Raw genomic sequence first — 19,696 nt, forward strand, 5'->3', positions numbered from 1 at the left:
TTATTTTTTGGCCGACTGAATGGCTTCCCAGACGCGGCTGGGGGAGGCCGGCATGTCGAAGTCCGTCACGCCGAGCGGCCTGAGGGCGTCGAGCACGGCATTGATCACCGCCGGCGGCGAACCGATGGCACCGGCCTCGCCACAGCCCTTGGCGCCCAGCGGGTTGTGGCTGCACGGCGTGCACAAGGTGTCCAGCGTGAAGCTGGGCATGTCGTCGGCACGCGGCAGCGCGTAGTCCATCATCGAGCCGGTCAGCAGCTGGCCCGACTCGGGGTCGTACACGCAGTTCTCCAGCAACGCCTGGCCGATCCCCTGCACCAGCCCGCCATGCACCTGGCCTTCGACAATCATCGGGTTGATGATGTTGCCGAAATCGTCCACCGCGGTGAAACGGTCCACACGCACCTGGCCGGTGGCCGGGTCCACCTCGACCTCGCAGATGTAGGTGCCGGCCGGGAAGGTGAAGTTGGTCGGGTCGTAAAACGCGGTTTCGTTCAGGCCGGGCTCGAGCTTGTCGAGCGGGTAGTTGTGCGGCACGTAAGCCGTGAGCGCCACTTGGCCGAAGGTCACCTTCTTGTCGGTGCCCTTGATGGTGAACTCGCCGTTGGCAAACTCCACGTCGGCATCGCTGGCCTCCATCAGGTGCGCGGCAATCTTCTTGGCCTTGGTCTCGATCTTGTCGAGCGCCTTCATGATGGCCGTGCCGCCGACTGACAGCGAACGTGAACCATAGGTGCCCATGCCGAAAGGCACACGCCCGGTGTCGCCGTGAACCACATCGACCTGGTCCACCGAAATGCCGAGCCGCGCGGCCACCACCTGCGCAAAGGTGGTCTCATGGCCCTGGCCGTGACTGTGCGAGCCGGTGAACACGGTCACGCTGCCGGTCGGGTGCACCCGCACCTCGCCGCACTCGAACAGACCGGCACGCGCCCCGAGCGCGCCCGCGATGTTGCTGGGCGCCAGGCCGCAGGCCTCGATGTAGCAGGAGTAACCCATGCCGCGCAGCAGGCCTTTGGCCGCCGAGGCGGTTTTGCGTTTCTCAAAGCCTGCCACGTCCGCCAGCTCGTTGCCGCGCTTGAGCAGGGCATGGAAGTCGCCCACGTCGTACTGCAGCGCCACCGGCGTCTGGTAGGGAAAGTCTTTCACGAAGTTTCGGCGGCGAATTTCGTCCTGTGCCAGACCCAGCTCCCAGCCGGCGCGCGAAACCAGCCTCTCCAGCAGGTAGGTCGCCTCAGGGCGACCTGCGCCGCGGTAGGCATCGACCGGCGCGGTGTTGGTGAACCAGGCATCGACCTCCACATAAATCTGCGGGCAGGTGTACTGGCCGGCCAGCAGGGTCGCGTACAGGATGGTTGGCACCGCCGGCGCAAAGGTCGAAAGGTAGGCGCCCATGTTCGCGTCGGTGTGCACACGCATGGCCAGGAACTTGCCGTCCTTGTCCAGCGCCATCTCGGCGTGGCTGGAATGATCGCGCCCATGCGCATCGCTGACAAAAGCCTCGCTGCGGTCGGCCGTCCATTTGATGTTGCGGTTGAGTTTTTTGGACGCCCAGGTCAGGCACACGTCTTCGGCGTACAAATAGATCTTGGAGCCGAAGCCGCCGCCGACGTCGGGCGCGATGACCCGCACCTTGTGCTCGGGCAGGCCCATCACAAACGCCGTCAACAGCAGGCGCTCGACGTGCGGGTTCTGGTTGGAGACATAAAGCACGTATTCATCGGTCGCACGGCTATAGGAGCCGATCACGGCGCGCGGCTCCATGGCGTTGGGAATCAGCCGGTTGTTGGTCAGGTCCAGCTTGGTCACGTGGGCGGCCGTGGCAAAGACCGCATCGACCTGGCCCTTGTCGCCGATGGCCCATTTGTAGCAATGGTTGTCGGGGGCGGCTTCATGCAGGGCGGTGGCCTTGGCGGCATCGGTCACGCGGACCACGGCGCTCAGCACCTCGTAATCCACCTCGACCAGCTCGGCGGCGTTTTTGGCCTGCTCCAGCGTTTCGGCCACGACCATGGCGACATGGTCACCGACATAACGCACCTTGCCCTGAGCCAGGATGGGGTGCGGTGGCTCTTTCATCGGGTTGCCGTCCGTGCTGGTGATCAGCCAGCCGCAAGGCAGGCCGTTGATCTTGTCGGCCGCCACGTCCTCGCCGACAAACACATCGAGCACACCCGGTGCGGCCTTGGCGGCGGCGGTGTTGATGCTGTTGATTTTGGCGTGGGCGTGCGGCGAACGCACAAACACCGCGTAGCTCTGATTGGCCAACGTGATGTCATCGGTGTATTGCCCGCCACCGGTGAGAAAGCGGTAGTCTTCCTTGCGGCGGACGGAGGTGCCAATGTTTGGCAGGTTGACGAAGTCGGATGCACCCATGTGTGTACTCCTGAAAAATTTGGAAAGGAACGGTTGCCCGGGTTGCCGGCGGCTCTCCCGATGGCGGTGCCGAAAAAGGGGTCAGCGCAGCAGTTCAGGTCGCCATGGCGGCAGCGCCCTGCTGCACTGCCTTGACGATGTTCTGGTAGCCGGTGCAGCGGCAGATGTTGCCCTCGAGCAGCTCGCGGATTTCGCCCTCGCTGGCCTTGGGGTGGTGCTTGCACAGGTCCACCGCACTCATGACCATGCCGGTGGTGCAGAAGCCGCATTGCAGGCCGTGGCATTCCTTGAAGGCGGCCTGCATCGGGTGCATGGTTCCGTCGGCGGCGGCCAGGCCCTCGATGGTGGTGATCTCGCTGCCCTCGGCCTGGGCGGCCAGGATGTTGCAGGACTTCACCGCGCGCCCGTTCATGATGACCGTGCAGGCGCCGCACTGGGCGGTGTCGCAGCCGACATGGGTGCCGGTCATCTTGAGCTGCTCGCGCAGCACCTGCACCAGCAGGGTGTTGGGCGGGGTCTCCACACTTTTGGCTTTTCCGTTGACTTTGAATTGAACTTGCATGAGCTTGTCTCCAGTGGGCTGTTTTTTGACGACGGGTTGGGCTACGGGCGGAACAAGGGTCATTGTTGAAGTGGCGACCCCGCGGGAGCCTAGGTTAAACCCTAGGAGCTTGCCAAAGCCCGGTTAAATTCTCAAAATGGAACAGTTGCTGACAGGCCGCCAGCGTGTCGGCGCGAGGTCTGGTACGCTGCTGCCACCGCGGGCATCCTCCCGCAGACAGCCGCCTTTCACGGGCATTGACTACCCATGCTGACCGTCCTTCCCTCCTCCCCTGAACAGCGCCTGTTACAGATTGCGCAAGCGCGCCAGGCCGTGCTGCGGGACGGCCGGAGCCAGCCCGGCCTGCTGGCAGAATCGTGGATAGAACGTTCCTGGCAGCGCTGCCTGGCCAGCGGCAAAAGACCCGAGCAGGAGGTCGGTTTCGACGTGTTGTCCGCCCAGGCGCTGCGCCGTACCGAAGAAGCCAACCATGTGCTGGTGCAGGCGGCACGCCCGGTGCTGGAAAAGCTGGGTGCGGCGATTGCCAGCACGCGTTATTTCGCCATCCTGACCAACGCGCAGGGCGTGGTGGTCGACGTCAACGGCGCCATCGACCGGCGTGACCGGCGCGCCGACCTGATCACGCGCATCGGCGTGGACCTGTCCGAACAAAGTGTGGGCACCACCGCCATCGGTGCGGCGCTGACCGAGCTGCAGCCCGTCTGGCTGCACCGCGGCGAGCATTTTTTCAATGCCAACTCGGCCTACAGCTGCGCCGGCGCGCCGCTGTTCGGGCCGGACGGCCGCTGCGCCGGCATGCTGGACCTGACCGGAGTGGACGCGGTCGAGCGCCCTGAACTCAAACACCTGGTGGTGCAGTCGGCGCGCAACATCGAAAACGCCCTGATCCAGAGCCGGCCGCACGATCTGCTGATCAGGCTGAACTGGTCCAGCCACAGCCTGGGAGAGGACAGCGACGGGATGGTCAGCCTGGACCCGGACGGCTGGGTCAGCGGCGCCAACCCGGCGGCGCGGCAGATGGTGCCGGCGCTGCAGGCCGGCAGCCCGGCGGCCGTTCACTGCAGCGAGCTGTTTGCCCTGCCCTACGAGATGCTGTTCGACGCCGCCAGGAGCGACGCCGCGGGCAGCCCCCAGCCCATGGAAGTGCCCTTGTGGTCCGGACTGCGCCTGCACGTCCTGCCGCTGCTGCGTGGCCGTGCGGCCGCCCCGGGCCGGTTCGGCGGCCGGGCGGCGTCGGGGCCGGCCCTTCCGCTCAAGGACGTCGAAACAGCGCTGATCCGCAAGGCGGTCAACGAAGCCCGGGGCAACGTCATGAAAGCGGCGCGGGCGCTGGGCATCAGCCGCGCCACGGTCTACCGCCGCCTGGGCGGCAAATCCAAATAATCAGTGCTTGTGCTGCATGGCACCGGGCATGCCCGATGCCGGCATGCCCGCACCCGGCATAGAAGCGGCCACCGGCAGCTTCAGTTCCACCTTGCTTTCCTGCCCTTTGGCGTCGCGCAGTATCAGGGTCAGCGGTACCGTGCCGCCTGGTGGCAGGGCCTGCTTCAGCTCCATCAGCATCACGTGGTAGCCACCGGGCTTGAGCGCCACGGTTTTGCCGGCCGGCAAATCCAGCGCGGGGATGGCGCGCATGCGCATGATGTCGTTGTCCATCTTCATTTCATGCACTTCTGTCACGCCGGCCACCGGGGAGGACGCGCCCACCAGCTTGGCGCCGTCTTTGGCCGTGATGTTCATGAAGGCGCCGGTGCCCGACTGGCCGGGCACGGCGGCGCGCACCCAGGCGTCCTTGACCTCGACCGTTTGGGCAAACACAGCGCCGGCGGAAAGTACCAACAGGGCGGCAATAACTTTTGTTTTCATGATTAGCTTTCGTTAAAAAAATGAGGATGAGTCGAAAAAATGTGGTCAGTGTCAGTGGTGGTGCTATCTGGCCGGGGCCAACCCCTCGGCCAGGGAAATATGGGGGAAATCGGACGCAGCGCCCGTCACGGCTGCGCGGAGTGCTATCTTTTTGATAGTTGATGAAAATTTCATGGAAACCACACATTGAAATGAACACAAGCACACGGGCGGTCAGGCCCACACGCGGAAAACCTCGTCAGAGGCGTTTCAGTTCAAAGTGCAGGCGGGCCGCGGCTGAAGGGCAGCCCCGGCAAAGACGCCGGGCGGTCGGCATCCTGGAAGACGGCAACCATCGCGGTGATGGGTGCAGAAAAAACGCCGGCCTGGTACGGCGGCGGCAAACCGGGCCCAGTCGAGCCGCAGAGGTCGCAATGCGCGGCAGCCGGTGAAGACTCGTCACCGCCCGACAGGTCCCCGGCCGCAGCGGACGATGCGCCGCTGGCCACGGTGCAAAGACCGCCCAGCTTGCCGGTCCGCATGTCCTCGGCCAGCATGGACACGGGCGCCAGCAGCGCCGAGAAGACAGCCAGAAACCCCAGCCACGCGGCGAAGCGGGCCCACAGCGGGCGACAGGACGGGGTGTTGTGCACAGCAGGATTATAAGGACCGCCGCCGGCGGGGTTTTGCCGGCGGGGCTGGACTGCGGGGCTTCACCCCGCCTATACTGCTACAAAATGAATAGCTGCTTGAGCCCGCCCGTCAAGGGCCGGATGCCTATTTTATGGACATCTCCAGGAGGGGCGCCTGATCAAGCGCCCACGCCACATGTTCCCTGACCACCTCGCTGCCATGTTCGCGCCGCGCCAGCAAGGCGCTGCGCAGGCTGTCGTCCGCACCGGCGCGCAGGGCATTGCCGAGCGCCACCGCGATATTGCGCAGCCAGCGCTCGTGGCCGATGCGGCGGATGGCGCTGCCCTCGGTGTAACGCAAAAACTCTTCTTCGGTCCAGGCAAACAGCGTCGTCAGCTGCTGGCCGGTCAGGCCCTGGCGCTCGTCGAAGTCGGGCAAGGCACTGCGCTGCGCAAACTTGTTCCAGGGGCAGACCAGCTGGCAATCGTCGCAGCCGTAGATGCGGTTGGCGATCAGTGGCCGCAGTTCCAGTGGAATCGGGCCCGCATGTTCAATCGTCAGGTAAGAGATGCAACGCCGTGCATCGAGCTTGTGCGGCGCCACAATGGCCTGCGTCGGGCAAATCGCGATGCAGGCGCTGCAACTGCCGCAATGGTCGCTGACGGGCGCGCTGGGCGGCAGGGCCAGATCGACATAGATCTCGCCGAGAAAAAACATGGACCCGGCCTCGCGGTTGAGCAGCAGCGTGTGTTTTCCGCGCCAGCCCTGGCCGCTGCGCGCGGCGAGTTCGGCCTCGAGCACCGGCGCCGAGTCGGTGAACACGCGGTGACCCAGCGCGTGCACCTCGGCTTCGATGCGCTCGCTGAGTTTTTGCAGGCGCGCCCGCATGATCTTGTGATAGTCGCGTCCCCGCGCATACACCGATACGATGGCTTCGCCGGGCCGCTGCAGGCGCGCCAGCTCCGCAGCCTGCCACTGCCCCGGCTGCGCGGGCGTGGAAGCCGGCAGGTAGTCCATGCGCGCGGTGATCACGCTGACCGTGCCGGGCACGAGTTCGGCCGGCCGGGCCCGCTTGAGGCCGTGCGCCGCCATGTAATTCATGTCACCATGAAAACCCGCAGCCAGCCAGGCCGACAAGCCCGGTTCAGCCGATGACAGGTCCACACCCGCAATGCCAATTTGCGAAAATCCAAGCTCGCGCGCCCATGTTTGAATGTGAGAAACGAATTGATGGCTATTGAAGATCACCGACACATTGTAAAAAGGATGGCCTGGGACAGCGAAGCCCAGACCCAGGCCTTTGCCGAAGCACTGGCCGGGAAACTGCGCGCCAGTGCCACGGGCGCCAACGCGCTGATCCAGCTGCATGGTGATCTGGGCGCCGGAAAAACCACCCTGGCCCGGCATCTGCTCAAGGCCCTGGGCGTGACGGGCCGCGTCAAAAGCCCGACCTATGCGGTGGTGGAGCCCTACAGCGTGGCCGACCCGGCCGCAGCGGGCGGCGTGCTGTCCATCTGGCACTTTGATTTTTTCCGCTTCAACGATCCCGATGAGTGGGAAGAAGCCGGTTTTCGCGACATCTTCGCCAGCCCCGGCCTGAAACTCGTCGAGTGGCCTGAAAAAGCCGGCAGCCACCTGCCCCCGGCGGATCTGGACATCGACATCGAGATGCTGGCCAGCGAGACGCGCGCCGTCACGCTCACCGCCCACACGGACGCCGGCGCGGCGCTGCTGCCATGAGCGGCAAGCCTTCCGCCACTCTCAGCCGGCGCAGCGCGCTGCAGATGGGCAGCCTGGTCCTGCTGCTGGGCGTGCAGCAGATCGCCCGCGGCGCGACGATTCTGGCGGTGCGGGTCTGGCCGGCCAAGGACTACAGCCGCGTCACCATCGAGTCCGACACGGGCCTGAAAACCAAAACCTACTTTATTGCCGAGCCGCCGCGCCTGGCGGTGGACATCGAAGGCATCGACCTGATCCCGGCGCTGCGCGAGCTGGTGGCCAAGGTCAAGCCCGACGACCCGAACATCTCCGGCATACGTGTCGGGCAAAACGCGCCCGGCGTGGTGCGCCTGGTCATCGACCTCAAGCAGCACATGCTGCCGCAGGTGTTCACCCTGCCGCCGGTCGCCGCTTACCAGCACCGGCTGGTGTTCGACCTCTACCCGACCCAGGTGCTGGACCCGCTGGAGGCCCTGATTGCCGAGCGGCTCAAGGACAAGCCGGATCAGGGTGCCGCGTCCGACGCCATCGGTGAACTGCTGGCGCGGCAGACGGCCCGGCCCGCGGCCGGCAAGCCCGCTGCCGACAATCCGGCGCCCGCCCCCGCAGCTCCGACCGCAGGTGCGGACAAGGACCGGGCAGCCAGCGCCAGCCCCCCCGTCGCCCAGGCACCGTCTGAAAGCGTGGGCGCGGGTGCGGGTAGCCGCAACAAGACCGACCGCCTCATCATCGTGGCGCTGGACCCCGGCCACGGCGGCGAAGACCCGGGCGCCATCGGCCCCGGCGGCACGCGCGAGAAAGACGTGGTGCTGCAGATCGCCCTGCGCCTGCGCGAACGCATCAACAAGATCCCGAACATGCGCGCCTTCCTCACGCGGGATGCCGACTTTTTTGTGCCGCTGCACGTGCGTGTGCAAAAAGCCCGCCGTGTGCAGGCCGACCTGTTCATCAGCATCCATGCCGACGCCTTCTTCACGCCCCGACCGCAGGGCGCCAGCGTGTTTGCGCTCAGCGAAAAAGGCGCGACCAGCAGCTCGGCGCGCTGGATGGCAGACAAGGAAAACTCCGCCGACCTGGTGGGCGGCGTCAATGTGAAGGCCAAGGACGCGCAGGTGCAACGCGCCCTGCTCGACATGAGCACGACCGCGCAGATCAACGACAGCCTCAAGCTCGGCGGCGCCATGCTGGGCGAAATCGGCAGCGTCGGCAAGCTGCACAAGCCGCGGGTCGAACAGGCCGGCTTTGCCGTGCTCAAGGCGCCCGACATTCCGAGCGTGCTGGTGGAAACCGCCTTCATCAGCAACCCCGACGAAGAGGCCAAGCTTCGCAGCGAGGCCTACCAGGTGCAACTGGCCGACGCGCTGATGCGCGGCATCAGCAGCTACTTCGCCAAAAACCCGCCACTGGCGCGCAACCGTCCGCTGTAGACGCGGACACGCCCCGCGCGATCGCGCGAGCGACGGTTCAGATAGCCCTGAGCAGACATCAAGCGTCTTGCTACCGCTACGGTCCGCGATGGACAGTAGGTTGGACTCCCCACTCCCACCCCCCCGCCCCTCCCTCGCCCCGCTGGGCGATGGCGGGGAGCTTCATTTGGCCGCGTGTGTTGCGCTCGCGTGCAAACATGACGGCCGCTTGGCGCCGACATGAGCGCTACGCGCGTCATGTCTCCCCGCACCCGAACCCGCATTTCTTCCCCCACCCGTCGGGCTGGGCCGAGGAGCGCAGTCAAAAGCGGATCAGGGCTGGCGTTGTTTGAGCCGCAGGCGAGTTTAGCCAGACCCCGCTTTTGGCGAGCACCACAGGTTGCCCGCAGCGAAGCGGAGGGACCCAGACCATCGGGTCGCCTTCTCTTTGCTTACTTTCTCTTGGCGACGCAAGAGAAAGTGAGTCGCCCGCCGGGGCGAGTCCCGGCTTGCTTGAAAACCCGCTGAAACGCAAGCTTGCAAAGGCTTCGACAAGCTCAGCCCGAACGGTGCGTGCGCCCAAGCTTGAAACCAAGCGGCCAGGCGCCGCTGGCAATCACACCGGATAGATCAGCGAGTTGAGAATCATCTCGCTGTCGTACACACACAGGCGGCGCCTGAACTTCAGGCCCTCGCCTGTCCGCACGATCTCGTCGACATAACGCCCCACGTTGTAGACCTCGCTGACCCCCGCCGGCTTGGTGCGAAACACCGCGTAGTTCGCCTGCGCGGTGATGACATCGCCGTCGGCCGACAGGACCTGCGCCGCAGAGACGACATGCCGCATGTAGTACGGCCCGTGGTAAATCGTCTGCGTGATGCCGTAGACGCGGTCTTTCATCATGCCGCGGCTTTCCAGGTCCATCAGGGCCAGCGGCAGGCCGCGGTCGAAATTCTCGCGCGCCTGCACGGTGTAACGACCGCCCTCGAGGAAAAATTCCGGCCAGGCATCAAAACGTTTCTCGTCCAGCACGGCCGCATAGGCCGCATAAAGCTGGTCGATCTCGAACTGAAGCACCAGCCGTTCCAGCGTCGTACTGCTCATGGCGCCGCCTCCGTCATCACAACGTCTGCAAACACCCAGGTGTCGGCGGCCGGCGGCATTCGCGCTGTGTCGATCCGCACTTTGTGGGGCCCCTCGCCAAGTGCGCTCATACCGCCATCACTTTCTTCCAGTAGGCATACATGCTGCGGATCAGGGTTTCGGTGACCATGTGTTCGGTCGCCTCGGTGCCCGTGCCACCCAGCTCGCACAGCGTCGAACGCCCTTCCCCGCCCTGGCGGAAACCGTCCTGGCTGAACTCGATGACCTCGCCGTCGTCGGCGCTGACAAAGCCCGCCGGCCCGAACAGGTTGGCCTGGCGCAGACGCCGCCGCGTCATCTCGGGCGTGTCGTCGGCAAAACCGAAATGGGTCCAGACAAAATCAAACTCCCCCTCGCCGCGCGGCACGATGTGGCGTGTGCTCAGCGAGTTGACCTGCTGCTGGATGATGAGGCTGGGAAACAGCGTGATCATGGTCACGGTCGGCGTGATGTCGGTGCCGGGATTCGAGGGATCATCGACCTTCCACCAGGCTTCGGGCGCCACGTCGAGCAGGCGGTCGTCGTGCAGCGCCATGTTGGCCTTGAAGGAAGTCACGCCTTCGGTCACCGCGGCGTTCTGCCCGCCTTCATTGCGCCGCGAGATCATCACCGCGTGGCGGCCGTGCTCATCCATCACCATGCGGCTTTTCTGGTCGGCGCGCCACAGGCCGAAGGTGACAAACCAGGTATGCAGCAGGCCCGGATGGTAAGGGTCCTTGATGTTTTCCATCATCAGCTTCCAGTTGCCCGGAATGCGCTGGCGGTTGTAGCCCAGCAAGGTGAGTTGCCGGCCCTTGAAGATGCGGTCCAGCCAGGGCATCACCTGGGGGCCCAGGTAATCTTCCAGCGGCTCGGTCGACTCACTGAAGGTCGCAAACACCAGGCCGTGCAGCACGGCCACGCGCAGCTTGGTCAGGCCGTGGTCTTTCAGCTCAAAGCCTTCGGGCATGCCGCCATTGATGCAGTCGCCCTCCTTGACACCATCCTTGAAGGGCAACCCGGCGAGGTCGCCGTTGAGCTTGTAGGTCCACTGGTGGTAGGGGCAGACAAAGCTGCGGGCATTGCCCTGCCCGTTCTGGCAAAAGCGCACACCGCGGTGGGCACAGCGGTTTTCGACCACACGGATGCCGTGGTCGGTGTCACGGTCTTTCGGTGCCACGCGGTCGCGCACCATCACGACCTGGCGTTCGCCGACATGGCTTAATTTGAAGTCACCGAGGTTGGGAATCTCGACTTCAAGCCCGACATAACACCAGTGCGGGCCGTAGAAGATCTTTTCCAGTTCGCGCTGGTACAACTGCGCGTCGGTGTAGGCCCAGAAGGGGACACGGCTGGAGCCCGGTTCGCTCCAGCGGGAAAGGGATTGATCAGCCATCATGCAAGCATCTTCCCGACCGGCTGTCCGGTCTGTAGTTCATCCCGTAATAATAAGCTTACTTATCAATTCCGGGAAACAGGGTTTATGCGGACCCGCCACCCCGGCGCGCCTGCGGCTGGTACATGGCCTCGATCTCCTGCGCAAAACGCTTCATCAGGTTGTTGCGCTTGAGCTTGAGCGTCGGGGTCATCAGCGCGTTTTCGACCGTCCACGGCTCCGTCGTCAGCAGCACGGCGCGCGGCATGGCATAACGCGCAAAATTCGCGGTCTGGGCCGCCATGCGCTTGAGCGCGGCCTGGTGCACCGCCGGCAGGTTCAGGGCGGCAGCGTCATCGGGGTTGACCCCGAGCGCCTCGGCCAGCCGTCGCCATTCCGCCGGGTTCACCACGGCCACGCAGGCGATGAAGGGATGGTTCTCACCCACCACAAACACCTGTGCGAACAGCGGATCGACCGCAATGGCCAGCTCCAGATCGCCCGGCGGCACCTTCTCGCCGGTCGAGGTGACGATGATTTCCTTGATGCGCCCCATGATGCGGATGCGCCCGCCCGGCATGTCCGCCTGGTCGCCGGTGGACAGCCAGCCGTCGGGCGTCAGCACACGCGCCGTGTCTTCGGGCCGTTTCCAGTAACCCCGCATCACCGACGGGCCGCGCACCTGCAGTTCGCGGTTCTCGCCCAGGCGCACCTCCACCCCCGGCAAGGCGCGGCCCACGGTGGCCGGGTCGTTGTCTTCCACGCCGTTGGCCGCCACCACCGGCGAGGTTTCCGTCATGCCGTAGCCCTGCAGCAGGGGCAGGCCCAGCCCCAGAAAGCAGCGGGCCACCGCGTGTGACAGCGGCGCACCGCCGCTGACGGCCACCCGCACACGCCCGCCAAACTGCGCACGCAGGGTGCGTGCCACCAGGCGGTCCAGCAAGGGCCACACCAGCGGGTCCAGCCAGGCCCAGCTACTCCCCTCGCCCGCGGCGAGCGGCAGGCCCTGCGCCCGGCAAAAACGCCGCCAGCCCACGGCCTGGGTCGCCTCGAACAGGCGCGTCTTCAACGGCGAGGCGGCCAGTGTTTCCTGCAATTTGGCAAACACCCGCTCGTAGATGCGCGGCACCGAGATCAGCACCGTGGGGCGCACGGTTTTGAGGTCTTCGGCCAGCAGTGACACCGAACGCGCGTAGGCCACGCAGCTGCCGGACGCCATCGGCAGGTAGTAACCCGCGGTGCGTTCGAAGGTGTGGGACAGCGGCAAAAACGAGAGGAACACATCGTCCAGCGTGGGCACCACGCGCGCCAGGATGGCCTGCACATTGGCCACCACGTTGCGGTGCGTGAGCATCACGCCCTTGGGTTTGCCGGTGGTGCCCGAGGTATAGACGATGGCGGCCAGGTCGTCCCCGGACGGCGGCACAAAAGCGCCCTCCTGGCCTTGCCCGGCCGCCAGCCAATCGGCCAGCGAACACACCGGCACGTCCGCGCCGCCCGCATCGGACGCCACGGCCTCACCGCTGACCACGACGCGCTTGAGGGCCGGCATGGCCACACCCAGCGCCCTGATCGCATGCCATTGCGCCAGGGACGAAACCATGAGCAGCGCGGCCTCGCAGTCCGCCAGGATGTAGGCGATGCTGCCCGGGTTGTCGAGCGCGTGGAGCGGCACCGGCACATGGCCCAGCGCCAGGGCCGCCTGGTCAAGGCTGACGGCATCCAGCCCATTGGGAAGCAGGATGGCAATGCTGGCGTGGTTCGGCAAGCTCATGGCCGCCAGCGCCTGGCGCCATTGGGCAAAACGCTCGCCGGCCTGCGCCCAGGTGGTGGCGACCCAGCGGCCGGCGCCAGCATCAAATTCGCGGTAGGCCTCGGCTTGCGGGCTTTGGGCCACCCGAAAGGCCAGCAACTCGGGGAGCGTGTGGACGGTGGAAAAATCGATCTCGGTGACAGTCATGGGCAGCTTGTTGGAAACGGGGAGTTCTCCAGCGCAGTGTGCACCACGCGGACGCGCCCGCCCTGCCCGGGGTCAATACAGCGGGTAAAAAACCCGTCAGTGTGCCGGTTGCCGGGCGGACCGGCTGGCTTTCCAGGCGCCGTACAAAACAAACAGCCCGGGAATCAGGATCATGGCCCAGATGATCTTGCTCAGGTTGGCCTGGACCCACGGCAGGTTGCCGAAGAAATAACCGGCCGTGCACAGGCCCACCACCCAGATCAGGGCTCCCACCACGTTGTAGGCCGTGAATTTGGTGCGGTTCATTTCGGCCACGCCCGCCACAAACGGCGCGAAAGTGCGGATGAAGGGCATGAAGCGCGCAATGATGATGGTGACGCCGCCATAACGCTCGTAAAACTCGTGCGCCTGGTTGAACGCGCGCTTGTTGAAAAACCGCGACTGCTCCCACTGGAACACCCGGGGCCCGAAGTGCCGGCCTATCAAATAGTTGCACTGGTCGCCCAGAATGGCCGCCACCAGCATCACGGTGATGGCCACCGGCAGGCTCAGCAGGCCGACCCCACAGAGGGCGCCCACCACGAACAGCAGCGAATCGCCGGGCAGGAAAGGCATGACCACCACGCCGGTTTCCACAAAAATGATGAGGAAAAGCAAGGCATAAACCCAGGTGCCGTAGCTTTGTGTAAAGGCCTCCAGGTGTTTGTCCACGTGAAGGATGAAGTCCATCAGAAAAGCGAGAAGTTCCATGGGGGTGATTTTGACATGATGAATTCCTTCGGCTTTTGCAAGCCTGTGCTTTGCGGGTGCTTCGAGCAAGCCGGGGGTTGCCCGGCTTGCAGGCAAACCAAATTATCCAGAAACCACCACATCAGCCCGCAAAAAACACTTCCCTCTAGAATCACAAGGTGACCACTGCCACCCCCCTCTCCCCCCTGCCAGCCCCACGCCGCCCCATCCGCGAACTGCCCGACGAGCTGGTCAGCCAGATCGCGGCCGGCGAAGTGGTCGAGCGCCCGGCGTCGGTGGTGCGTGAACTGGTGGACAACGCGCTGGACGCCGGCGCGCGGCAGGTCACGGTGCGGCTGCTGGCCGGCGGCGTGCGGCTGATTTCGGTCGAGGACGACGGCCTGGGCATCCCGCGCGAGGAACTGGCGATTGCGCTGCGCCGCCACGCCACCAGCAAAATTGCCTCGCTGCAGGACCTTGAATCCGTGGGCACCATGGGTTTTCGCGGCGAGGCGCTGGCCGCCATCAATTCAATTGCCGACATGAGCCTGCTGTCGCGCAGTTCCGAAGCCTCGGCCAGCGGCGACGCGGCGCACGCCTGGCAGCTCGATGGCCGCTCCGGCGAACTGACACCGGCCGCGCGCGCGCGCGGCACGACGGTGGAGGTGCGCGAGCTGTTTTATGCCACGCCGGCGCGCCGCAAGTTCCTGAAAACCGACGCGACCGAGCTGGCGCACTGCATCGAGGCCGTGCGCCGCCACGCGCTGGTGCGGCCCGACGTGGGTTTTGCGATCTGGCACGAAGGCAAACTCGTCGAACAGTGGCGCGCCTGCACCGGCGAGACCGCGCACGACCAGCGCCTGGCCGATGTGCTCGGCAGCGAACTGCTGGACCAGAGCGTGGCCGTGGACTACAGCGCAGGCGCACTGCGCGTGACCGGCCGCGCCGGCATTCCGGACGCCGCGCGTTCGCGGGCCGACCAGCAGTTTGCCTACGTCAACGGCCGTTATGTGCGCGACAAGGTGATGACCCATGCCGCACGCAGCGCCTATGAGGACGTGCTGCACGGCCACCGCCAGCCGGTGTACGCGCTCTACGTCACCATGGACCCGACGCGGGTGGACGTCAATGTGCATCCGACCAAGATCGAAGTGCGTTTTCGTGACAGCCGCGAAGTGCACCAGGCGGTGCGGCACGCGGTCGAGAACGCCCTGGCGGCGCCGCGCGCGGCCGCGGCCGCATTGGCAGCGGCCAGCGGCACGCCTGCACAAAACTTTGAATCAAATCAGCCTCCAGCCCTTTCCCCCTGGGCTCAACCAGCTATCAATTTCGGAGCGCATCAGGCGTACCGGCAAGACCCGCGGGTCTCCGACTTTGAGGCGATGTGGCCTTCGCCCACCGCCGGCCTTTCCACCGTTCGCCCTGAGCCTGTCGAAGGGCCCTATGCGGCCCCGGCCGCGACAGGCTCAGGGCGAACGGAACATGCGGGCACGGACAACACCGACCTGCCGCGCGGCGACTGGCCGCTGGGCCGCGCCATTGCCCAACTGCAGGGCATTTACATCCTGGCTGAAAACATCCAGGGCCTGGTGATTGTGGACATGCACGCCGCCCATGAACGCATCGTCTACGAGCGGCTGAAAAGCCAGCTCGACAGCGCCAGCATAACCAGCCAGCCCTTGCTGATTCCGGCCACTTTTGCCGCCACGCCGCAGGAAGTCGCCGCCGCCGAGGCCCATACCGACACCCTGACGGCGCTGGGCCTGGAGATCACGCCCTTTTCGCCGCGCACCCTGGCGGTACGCGCCGTGCCGACCAGCCTGGCGCAGGGTGATGCGGTGGAGTTGGCGCGCAGCGTGCTGGCCGAGCTGGCGCAACACGACGCCAGCACGGTGATCCAGCGCGCACAAAACGAGCTGCTCTCGACCATGGCCTGCCACGGCGCGGTGCGCGCCAACCGCAAACTCACCATGGACGAAATGAACGGCCTGCTGCGCCAGATGGAAGCCACCGAACGCTCCGACCAGTGCAACCACGGCCGCCCGACCTGGCGGCAAATCACGGTCCGGGAACTGGACAACCTGTTCCTGCGCGGGCGCTGACATACAAACCCCACTCCGGTGCATTTACACCATAACAGTGCATCAATGCACCGTTATGTCTTATTGTTTATTGCAAAATACATAATTTGCATAGATAAACGCACCATAAACAGGATTTTTAATGAAGCACGCTAACGTCCACAGCTTTCTTGACCACGTCGCGCAACGCAATCCCGGCCAGACCGAATACCTTCAGGCCGTCACGGAAGTCATGGAAAGCCTGTGGCCCTACATCGAACAACACCCCCGGTACGCCACCCTGAGCCTGCTGGAACGGCTGGTGGAACCGGAGCGCATCCTGATCTTTCGCGTGTCCTGGATGGACGACCATGGCACGGTCCAGGTCAACCGGGGGTTTCGCATCCAGCACAGCATGGCCATCGGCCCGTACAAGGGCGGCTTGCGCTTTCATCCCTCGGTCAACCTCTCGGTGCTGAAATTCCTGGCGTTTGAGCAGACGCTGAAGAACGCGCTGACCACCCTGCCCATGGGCGGCGGCAAGGGCGGCTCGGACTTCGACCCCAAGGGCAAAAGCCAGGCGGAGGTCATGCGCTTTTGCCAGGCCTTCATCACCGAGCTGTACCGCCACCTCGGCTCGGACACCGACGTGCCGGCCGGCGACATTGGCGTCGGTGGCCGCGAAGTCGGCTTCATGGCCGGCATGTACAAAAAGCTCACCAACCGCGCTGATTGCGTGTTCACCGGCAAGGGCCTGGCCTTCGGCGGCTCGCTGATCCGCCCCGAAGCCACCGGCTACGGCACGGTCTACTTCGCGCAGGAAATGCTCAAGACCGCCGGCCGCTCCTTCGACGGCCTGCGTGTCAGCGTGTCGGGCTCGGGCAATGTCGCCCAGTACAGCGTGGAGAAAGCCATGGCGCTGGGCGCCAAAGTGGTCACGGTGTCCGACTCCAGCGGCACCGTGATCGATGAAGAAGGTTTCACCACCGAAAAACTCGCCGTGCTGATGGAGGTCAAGAACCACCTGTATGGCCGCGTGGACGACTACGCCAAACGTGTGGGTGCGACCTTCCAGGCCGGTGTGCGCCCGTGGCATGTGCCGGTGGACGTGGCCCTGCCCTGCGCCACACAAAACGAACTCGACGCCAGCGATGCCGCCACCTTGATCAAAAATGGCGTGGTTTGCGTGGCCGAGGGTGCCAACATGCCCTCGACCATGGAGGCTGCCAAGGCTTTCGAGGCTGCCGGCGTGCTCTACGCCCCGGGCAAGGCCAGCAATGCCGGCGGGGTCGCCACGTCCGGCCTGGAAATGAGCCAGAACGCGGCACGCCTGTCCTGGCCGCGCGATGAGGTCGATGCGCGGCTGTTGCAGATCATGCAAGGCATTCACGAAGCCTGCCTCCAGTACGGACGGCGCGCCAACGGCCGCATCAGTTATGTGGACGGCGCCAACGTGGCCGGCTTCGTCAAGGTGGCCGATGCGATGCTGGCGCAGGGCGTGGTCTGAGTCACGCCCTCACCGGCGCCGCAGGCCGGCGGGCGCTCAACGCGCCCGCGCCTTCACGGCCGTGTCCGGAAAGTCGCTGAACACGCCGTCCACGCCCATCTCGAAGAACTTGCGGTACTCCGCGGCCGCGTCGCCGCGGTAGTCGGACACCAGGCGTTTGGCCTCGCTGCGGAAGGTGAACGGGTGCACGAACAGACCTGCCGCATGTGCGTCCCGGACCACCGGCGTGGGCGGCAGCAGCACGCGGTCGCGCTCGTCGATCAGGCCGTCGCCATTGAGGTCATCGGGCTTGCCGTCGCCGTTGGCGTCCACCTGCCGCGCCTGTAGCAGGTAGGCCTTCCAGGGGCCGATGCCGTCGGCGTAGGTTTTGATCTCCTTCAGGCCGGCGGGCGTCAGCAGGTCGGCAAAGGTGCGGCTGTTGTTGGCAAGCGCAAAGTCGTAAGGCTTGTCGAACGGCGGCTTGAGCGTGACCCGGCCCTGGGCATCCACACCGTCGCCGTCGATCAACTGCACCAGCCGCACCGCGGTCTTGCTGCGCAGGTACTTGAGGTTGGCCACTTCAAACGATTGCACGATGACCGGCGAGTTTTTCGCGGTGTAGCCGTACTCGGCCAGCAGCGCGAGCAGCCGGTCTTCCAGCGCCAGTCCGGCATTCACGTGGTAAGTCGGGTGTTTGGTCTCGGGGTAGACGCCGACAGTGCGGCCGGCGCGCGCGCCTTCGCTGCGCGCCAGCGCCAGCACCTCGCGCAGGGTCGGAATCGCGTATTTCCCGTTGTGGGATTGATCACGTTCCGCCATGGGCTGTTTCGCGCGCAGGGTCTTGAGCTCGGCCAGCGTCAGGTCGGTGGTGAACCAGCCGGTTTCCGCCACCCCATCGACCTGCCGGGTGGTCTTGCGGCTCGCAAACTCAGGGCGTGTGGACACGTCGGTGGTGGCCGTGATATTGGGCTCGTGCCGCACCACGAGTTCACCGTCTTTGGTGGCCACCACATCGGGCTCGATGAAGTCGGCGCCCAGCTCGATCGCGCGTTTGTACGACTCCAATGTGTGTTCCGGCAGATAGCCGCTGGCGCCGCGATGGCCGATGACCAGCGGCGCCTTGCCGTCCAGTGTCGGATAACGGCCCGGTGTAGCGGCGGTCGAGCCCCCGGCACAGGCGGCCAGACCCAGGAGGCCGGCAGCGGCCAGCCCGGCCGTCAGGATGCGCAATGAATACATGGGTCGTCTCCGTGAATGAATGTCCCACTATGGTGCATGCAAGTGACGGTTTGATGAAGTGCTGTTGCAAGGGCTTACCCCGCGCGTTGCCGGCGGCTTTGCCGGCGGCTTTGCCGGAGCTTCACACCACAGACATGGGAGGGGTCTGCCTGCAAGGGAAAATTCCTGACAATGCGAACTTTTTACCTCCTTGGCCACTCAGTCATGCTTATGAAACGCTGGACCCTGCTCGCCGCCGCCGCACTGGCCCTTGGTATTGCCGTTCTGGCGGGCTGCAGCACACTGGACGAGCGGCAGCGTGCCTGGATCTTCCAGCCCAGCGACCGCAGCTGGAGCGGTGGCCTGGCCGCTGCCGAAGGCATGGACGACGTCTGGATAGCATTCAAGGCCAAAGCCACCGGTGACGAGCAGGCCACCCTGCACGGCCTGTGGCTGCCTGCCGAACAGCCAAAGGCCCCCATTCTTCTCTACCTGCACGGCGCGCGCTTCAACGTGACCGGGTCGGCCCCGCGCATGCGCCGCATGCAGGAGCTGGGTTTTTCGGTGCTGGGTGTGGACTACCGCGGCTTCGGCAAAAGCACCCAGGCCCTGCCCTCGGAAGAGTCCGCCTACGAGGATGCGCGTGCCGCTTGGGACTGGCTCGCCAGAAAATACCCGGACCGGCCCCGTTATATCTTTGGTCACTCGCTGGGTGGCCCGATTGCCATCCACCTCGCCACCGAGGTCAACGACGAAAGCGGCACGATTGTCGAAGGCACCTTCACCTCCATTGCCGACGTGGTCAGCACCTCCAAATGGGGGTGGATGCCGGTGTCGCTGCTGATCACCCAGCGTTTCGAGGCCGCCCGCAAGGTCGGCAGGATCGGCTCGCCGCTGCTGGTGGTGCACGGCGGCGAAGACCGGCTGATCGCCCCCGACCTCGGGCGCAAGCTGTTCGACGCCGCCGCGCAACCCAAGCTGTTCATGCTGGTCGAAGGCGGCTCGCACCACAACACCAACTCCGTCGGCCAGGCGCAGTACCGCCAGGCGCTGGCGCAGCTGTTCAGACTGAAATAGGCCGGCGCCGGCACGGCACCCCTCGCAACCACCCGGCGCGCGGCTATCTGATACGCTCAGATCAATGTCCGCCACACCCCCTGCTCCTGCCTCCGTTGCCCCCGCGGTGACCGCCGAACCGCCAGCC

16 protein-coding genes are annotated in these 19,696 nt (G+C 65.4%); 6 read left to right on the forward strand and 10 right to left on the reverse strand.

Annotated elements, in window-relative coordinates; genetic code table 11:
- Both PSV40_RS10790 and PSV40_RS10795 read right to left on the reverse strand, forming a co-directional pair.
- A complete protein-coding gene (locus PSV40_RS10790) occupies positions 1-2,376 on the reverse strand; it encodes a xanthine dehydrogenase family protein molybdopterin-binding subunit (protein ID WP_300537301.1) in 2,376 nt (791 codons plus the stop codon).
- Between the two features lie 94 nt (positions 2,377-2,470).
- Complete coding sequence (locus PSV40_RS10795; RefSeq protein WP_096665720.1) at positions 2,471-2,938, reverse strand: (2Fe-2S)-binding protein; 468 nt, start codon at positions 2,936-2,938, stop codon at positions 2,471-2,473.
- A gap of 246 nt (positions 2,939-3,184) precedes the next feature.
- On the opposite strand from PSV40_RS10795, the gene PSV40_RS10800 reads away from it, so the two are divergent.
- Entirely contained in the window at positions 3,185-4,321 is a 1,137-nt protein-coding gene (locus PSV40_RS10800) for a sigma-54-dependent Fis family transcriptional regulator (protein ID WP_300537304.1), read from the forward strand.
- On the opposite strand, the gene PSV40_RS10805 is transcribed toward PSV40_RS10800, so the two are convergent.
- The 3 genes from PSV40_RS10805 to queG all read right to left on the reverse strand — a co-directional run bounded on the left by PSV40_RS10805 (position 4,322) and on the right by queG (position 6,631).
- Positions 4,322-4,804 carry a copper chaperone PCu(A)C gene (locus PSV40_RS10805; protein WP_300537306.1) on the reverse strand — a complete coding sequence of 161 codons (483 nt, stop codon included), beginning with the start codon at positions 4,802-4,804 and terminating at the stop codon, positions 4,322-4,324. It lies immediately after the preceding gene.
- Positions 4,805-5,058: 254 nt separating this feature from the next.
- The gene (locus PSV40_RS10810) at positions 5,059-5,436 is read right to left on the reverse strand and encodes a DUF2946 family protein (RefSeq protein ID WP_300537308.1); all 378 of its coding nucleotides are present in this window, start codon (positions 5,434-5,436) and stop codon (positions 5,059-5,061) included.
- Positions 5,437-5,560: 124 nt separating this feature from the next.
- The gene (gene queG, locus PSV40_RS10815) at positions 5,561-6,631 is read right to left on the reverse strand and encodes a tRNA epoxyqueuosine(34) reductase QueG (protein ID WP_300537425.1); all 1,071 of its coding nucleotides are present in this window, start codon (positions 6,629-6,631) and stop codon (positions 5,561-5,563) included.
- A gap of 15 nt (positions 6,632-6,646) precedes the next feature.
- Between queG and tsaE the strand changes: the two genes are divergently transcribed.
- Complete coding sequence (tsaE, locus tag PSV40_RS10820) at positions 6,647-7,156, forward strand: tRNA (adenosine(37)-N6)-threonylcarbamoyltransferase complex ATPase subunit type 1 TsaE (protein ID WP_300537310.1); 510 nt, start codon at positions 6,647-6,649, stop codon at positions 7,154-7,156.
- The gene (locus tag PSV40_RS10825; RefSeq protein ID WP_300537311.1) at positions 7,153-8,562 is read left to right on the forward strand and encodes an N-acetylmuramoyl-L-alanine amidase; all 1,410 of its coding nucleotides are present in this window, start codon (positions 7,153-7,155) and stop codon (positions 8,560-8,562) included. Before tsaE ends, PSV40_RS10825 begins: the two co-directional genes overlap by 4 nt.
- A gap of 595 nt (positions 8,563-9,157) precedes the next feature.
- On the opposite strand, the gene PSV40_RS10830 is transcribed toward PSV40_RS10825, so the two are convergent.
- From PSV40_RS10830 to PSV40_RS10845, 4 genes are all read right to left on the reverse strand, one after another.
- Entirely contained in the window at positions 9,158-9,646 is a 489-nt protein-coding gene (locus PSV40_RS10830; RefSeq protein WP_300537313.1) for an aromatic-ring-hydroxylating dioxygenase subunit beta, read from the reverse strand.
- 106 nt (positions 9,647-9,752) lie between these two features.
- Positions 9,753-11,060 carry an aromatic ring-hydroxylating dioxygenase subunit alpha gene (locus tag PSV40_RS10835; protein ID WP_300537427.1) on the reverse strand — a complete coding sequence of 436 codons (1,308 nt, stop codon included), beginning with the start codon at positions 11,058-11,060 and terminating at the stop codon, positions 9,753-9,755.
- Between the two features lie 85 nt (positions 11,061-11,145).
- Positions 11,146-12,999: a long-chain fatty acid--CoA ligase gene (locus PSV40_RS10840; protein ID WP_300537315.1), complete on the reverse strand. Its 1,854-nt coding sequence runs from the start codon at positions 12,997-12,999 to the stop codon at positions 11,146-11,148.
- A gap of 96 nt (positions 13,000-13,095) precedes the next feature.
- Positions 13,096-13,749 (reverse strand): DedA family protein, encoded by a 654-nt coding sequence (locus tag PSV40_RS10845; RefSeq protein ID WP_300537317.1) that lies wholly within the window; start codon positions 13,747-13,749, stop codon positions 13,096-13,098.
- 158 nt (positions 13,750-13,907) lie between these two features.
- On the opposite strand from PSV40_RS10845, the gene mutL reads away from it, so the two are divergent.
- Both mutL and gdhA read left to right on the forward strand, forming a co-directional pair.
- Positions 13,908-15,830 (forward strand): DNA mismatch repair endonuclease MutL, encoded by a 1,923-nt coding sequence (mutL, locus tag PSV40_RS10850; protein ID WP_300537318.1) that lies wholly within the window; start codon positions 13,908-13,910, stop codon positions 15,828-15,830.
- A gap of 121 nt (positions 15,831-15,951) precedes the next feature.
- Positions 15,952-17,295 (forward strand): NADP-specific glutamate dehydrogenase, encoded by a 1,344-nt coding sequence (gdhA, locus tag PSV40_RS10855; protein ID WP_300537320.1) that lies wholly within the window; start codon positions 15,952-15,954, stop codon positions 17,293-17,295.
- Between the two features lie 36 nt (positions 17,296-17,331).
- On the opposite strand, the gene PSV40_RS10860 is transcribed toward gdhA, so the two are convergent.
- Positions 17,332-18,513: a glycerophosphodiester phosphodiesterase gene (locus PSV40_RS10860; RefSeq protein WP_300537322.1), complete on the reverse strand. Its 1,182-nt coding sequence runs from the start codon at positions 18,511-18,513 to the stop codon at positions 17,332-17,334.
- A gap of 210 nt (positions 18,514-18,723) precedes the next feature.
- On the opposite strand from PSV40_RS10860, the gene PSV40_RS10865 reads away from it, so the two are divergent.
- Entirely contained in the window at positions 18,724-19,569 is an 846-nt protein-coding gene (locus tag PSV40_RS10865) for an alpha/beta fold hydrolase (protein ID WP_300537429.1), read from the forward strand.
- Positions 19,570-19,696: the final 127 nt, after the last annotated feature.

This window comes from Polaromonas sp. (assembly GCF_029945925.1).
In the GTDB taxonomy this organism is placed as follows: domain Bacteria; phylum Pseudomonadota; class Gammaproteobacteria; order Burkholderiales; family Burkholderiaceae_C; genus Polaromonas.

Coding starts and splice junctions, on each gene's coding strand:
- PSV40_RS10790 (WP_300537301.1), bottom strand. CDS start 2,376: ATGGGTGCATCCGACTTCGTCAACCTGCCAAACATTGGCACCTCCGTC.
- PSV40_RS10795 (WP_096665720.1), bottom strand. CDS start 2,938: ATGCAAGTTCAATTCAAAGTCAACGGAAAAGCCAAAAGTGTGGAGACC.
- PSV40_RS10800 (WP_300537304.1), top strand. CDS start 3,185: ATGCTGACCGTCCTTCCCTCCTCCCCTGAACAGCGCCTGTTACAGATT.
- PSV40_RS10805 (WP_300537306.1), bottom strand. CDS start 4,804: ATGAAAACAAAAGTTATTGCCGCCCTGTTGGTACTTTCCGCCGGCGCT.
- tsaE (WP_300537310.1), top strand. CDS start 6,647: ATGGCTATTGAAGATCACCGACACATTGTAAAAAGGATGGCCTGGGAC.
- PSV40_RS10825 (WP_300537311.1), top strand. CDS start 7,153: ATGAGCGGCAAGCCTTCCGCCACTCTCAGCCGGCGCAGCGCGCTGCAG.
- PSV40_RS10830 (WP_300537313.1), bottom strand. CDS start 9,646: ATGAGCAGTACGACGCTGGAACGGCTGGTGCTTCAGTTCGAGATCGAC.
- PSV40_RS10835 (WP_300537427.1), bottom strand. CDS start 11,060: ATGGCTGATCAATCCCTTTCCCGCTGGAGCGAACCGGGCTCCAGCCGT.
- PSV40_RS10840 (WP_300537315.1), bottom strand. CDS start 12,999: ATGACTGTCACCGAGATCGATTTTTCCACCGTCCACACGCTCCCCGAG.
- PSV40_RS10845 (WP_300537317.1), bottom strand. CDS start 13,749: ATGGAACTTCTCGCTTTTCTGATGGACTTCATCCTTCACGTGGACAAA.
- gdhA (WP_300537320.1), top strand. CDS start 15,952: ATGAAGCACGCTAACGTCCACAGCTTTCTTGACCACGTCGCGCAACGC.
- PSV40_RS10860 (WP_300537322.1), bottom strand. CDS start 18,513: ATGTATTCATTGCGCATCCTGACGGCCGGGCTGGCCGCTGCCGGCCTC.
- PSV40_RS10865 (WP_300537429.1), top strand. CDS start 18,724: ATGAAACGCTGGACCCTGCTCGCCGCCGCCGCACTGGCCCTTGGTATT.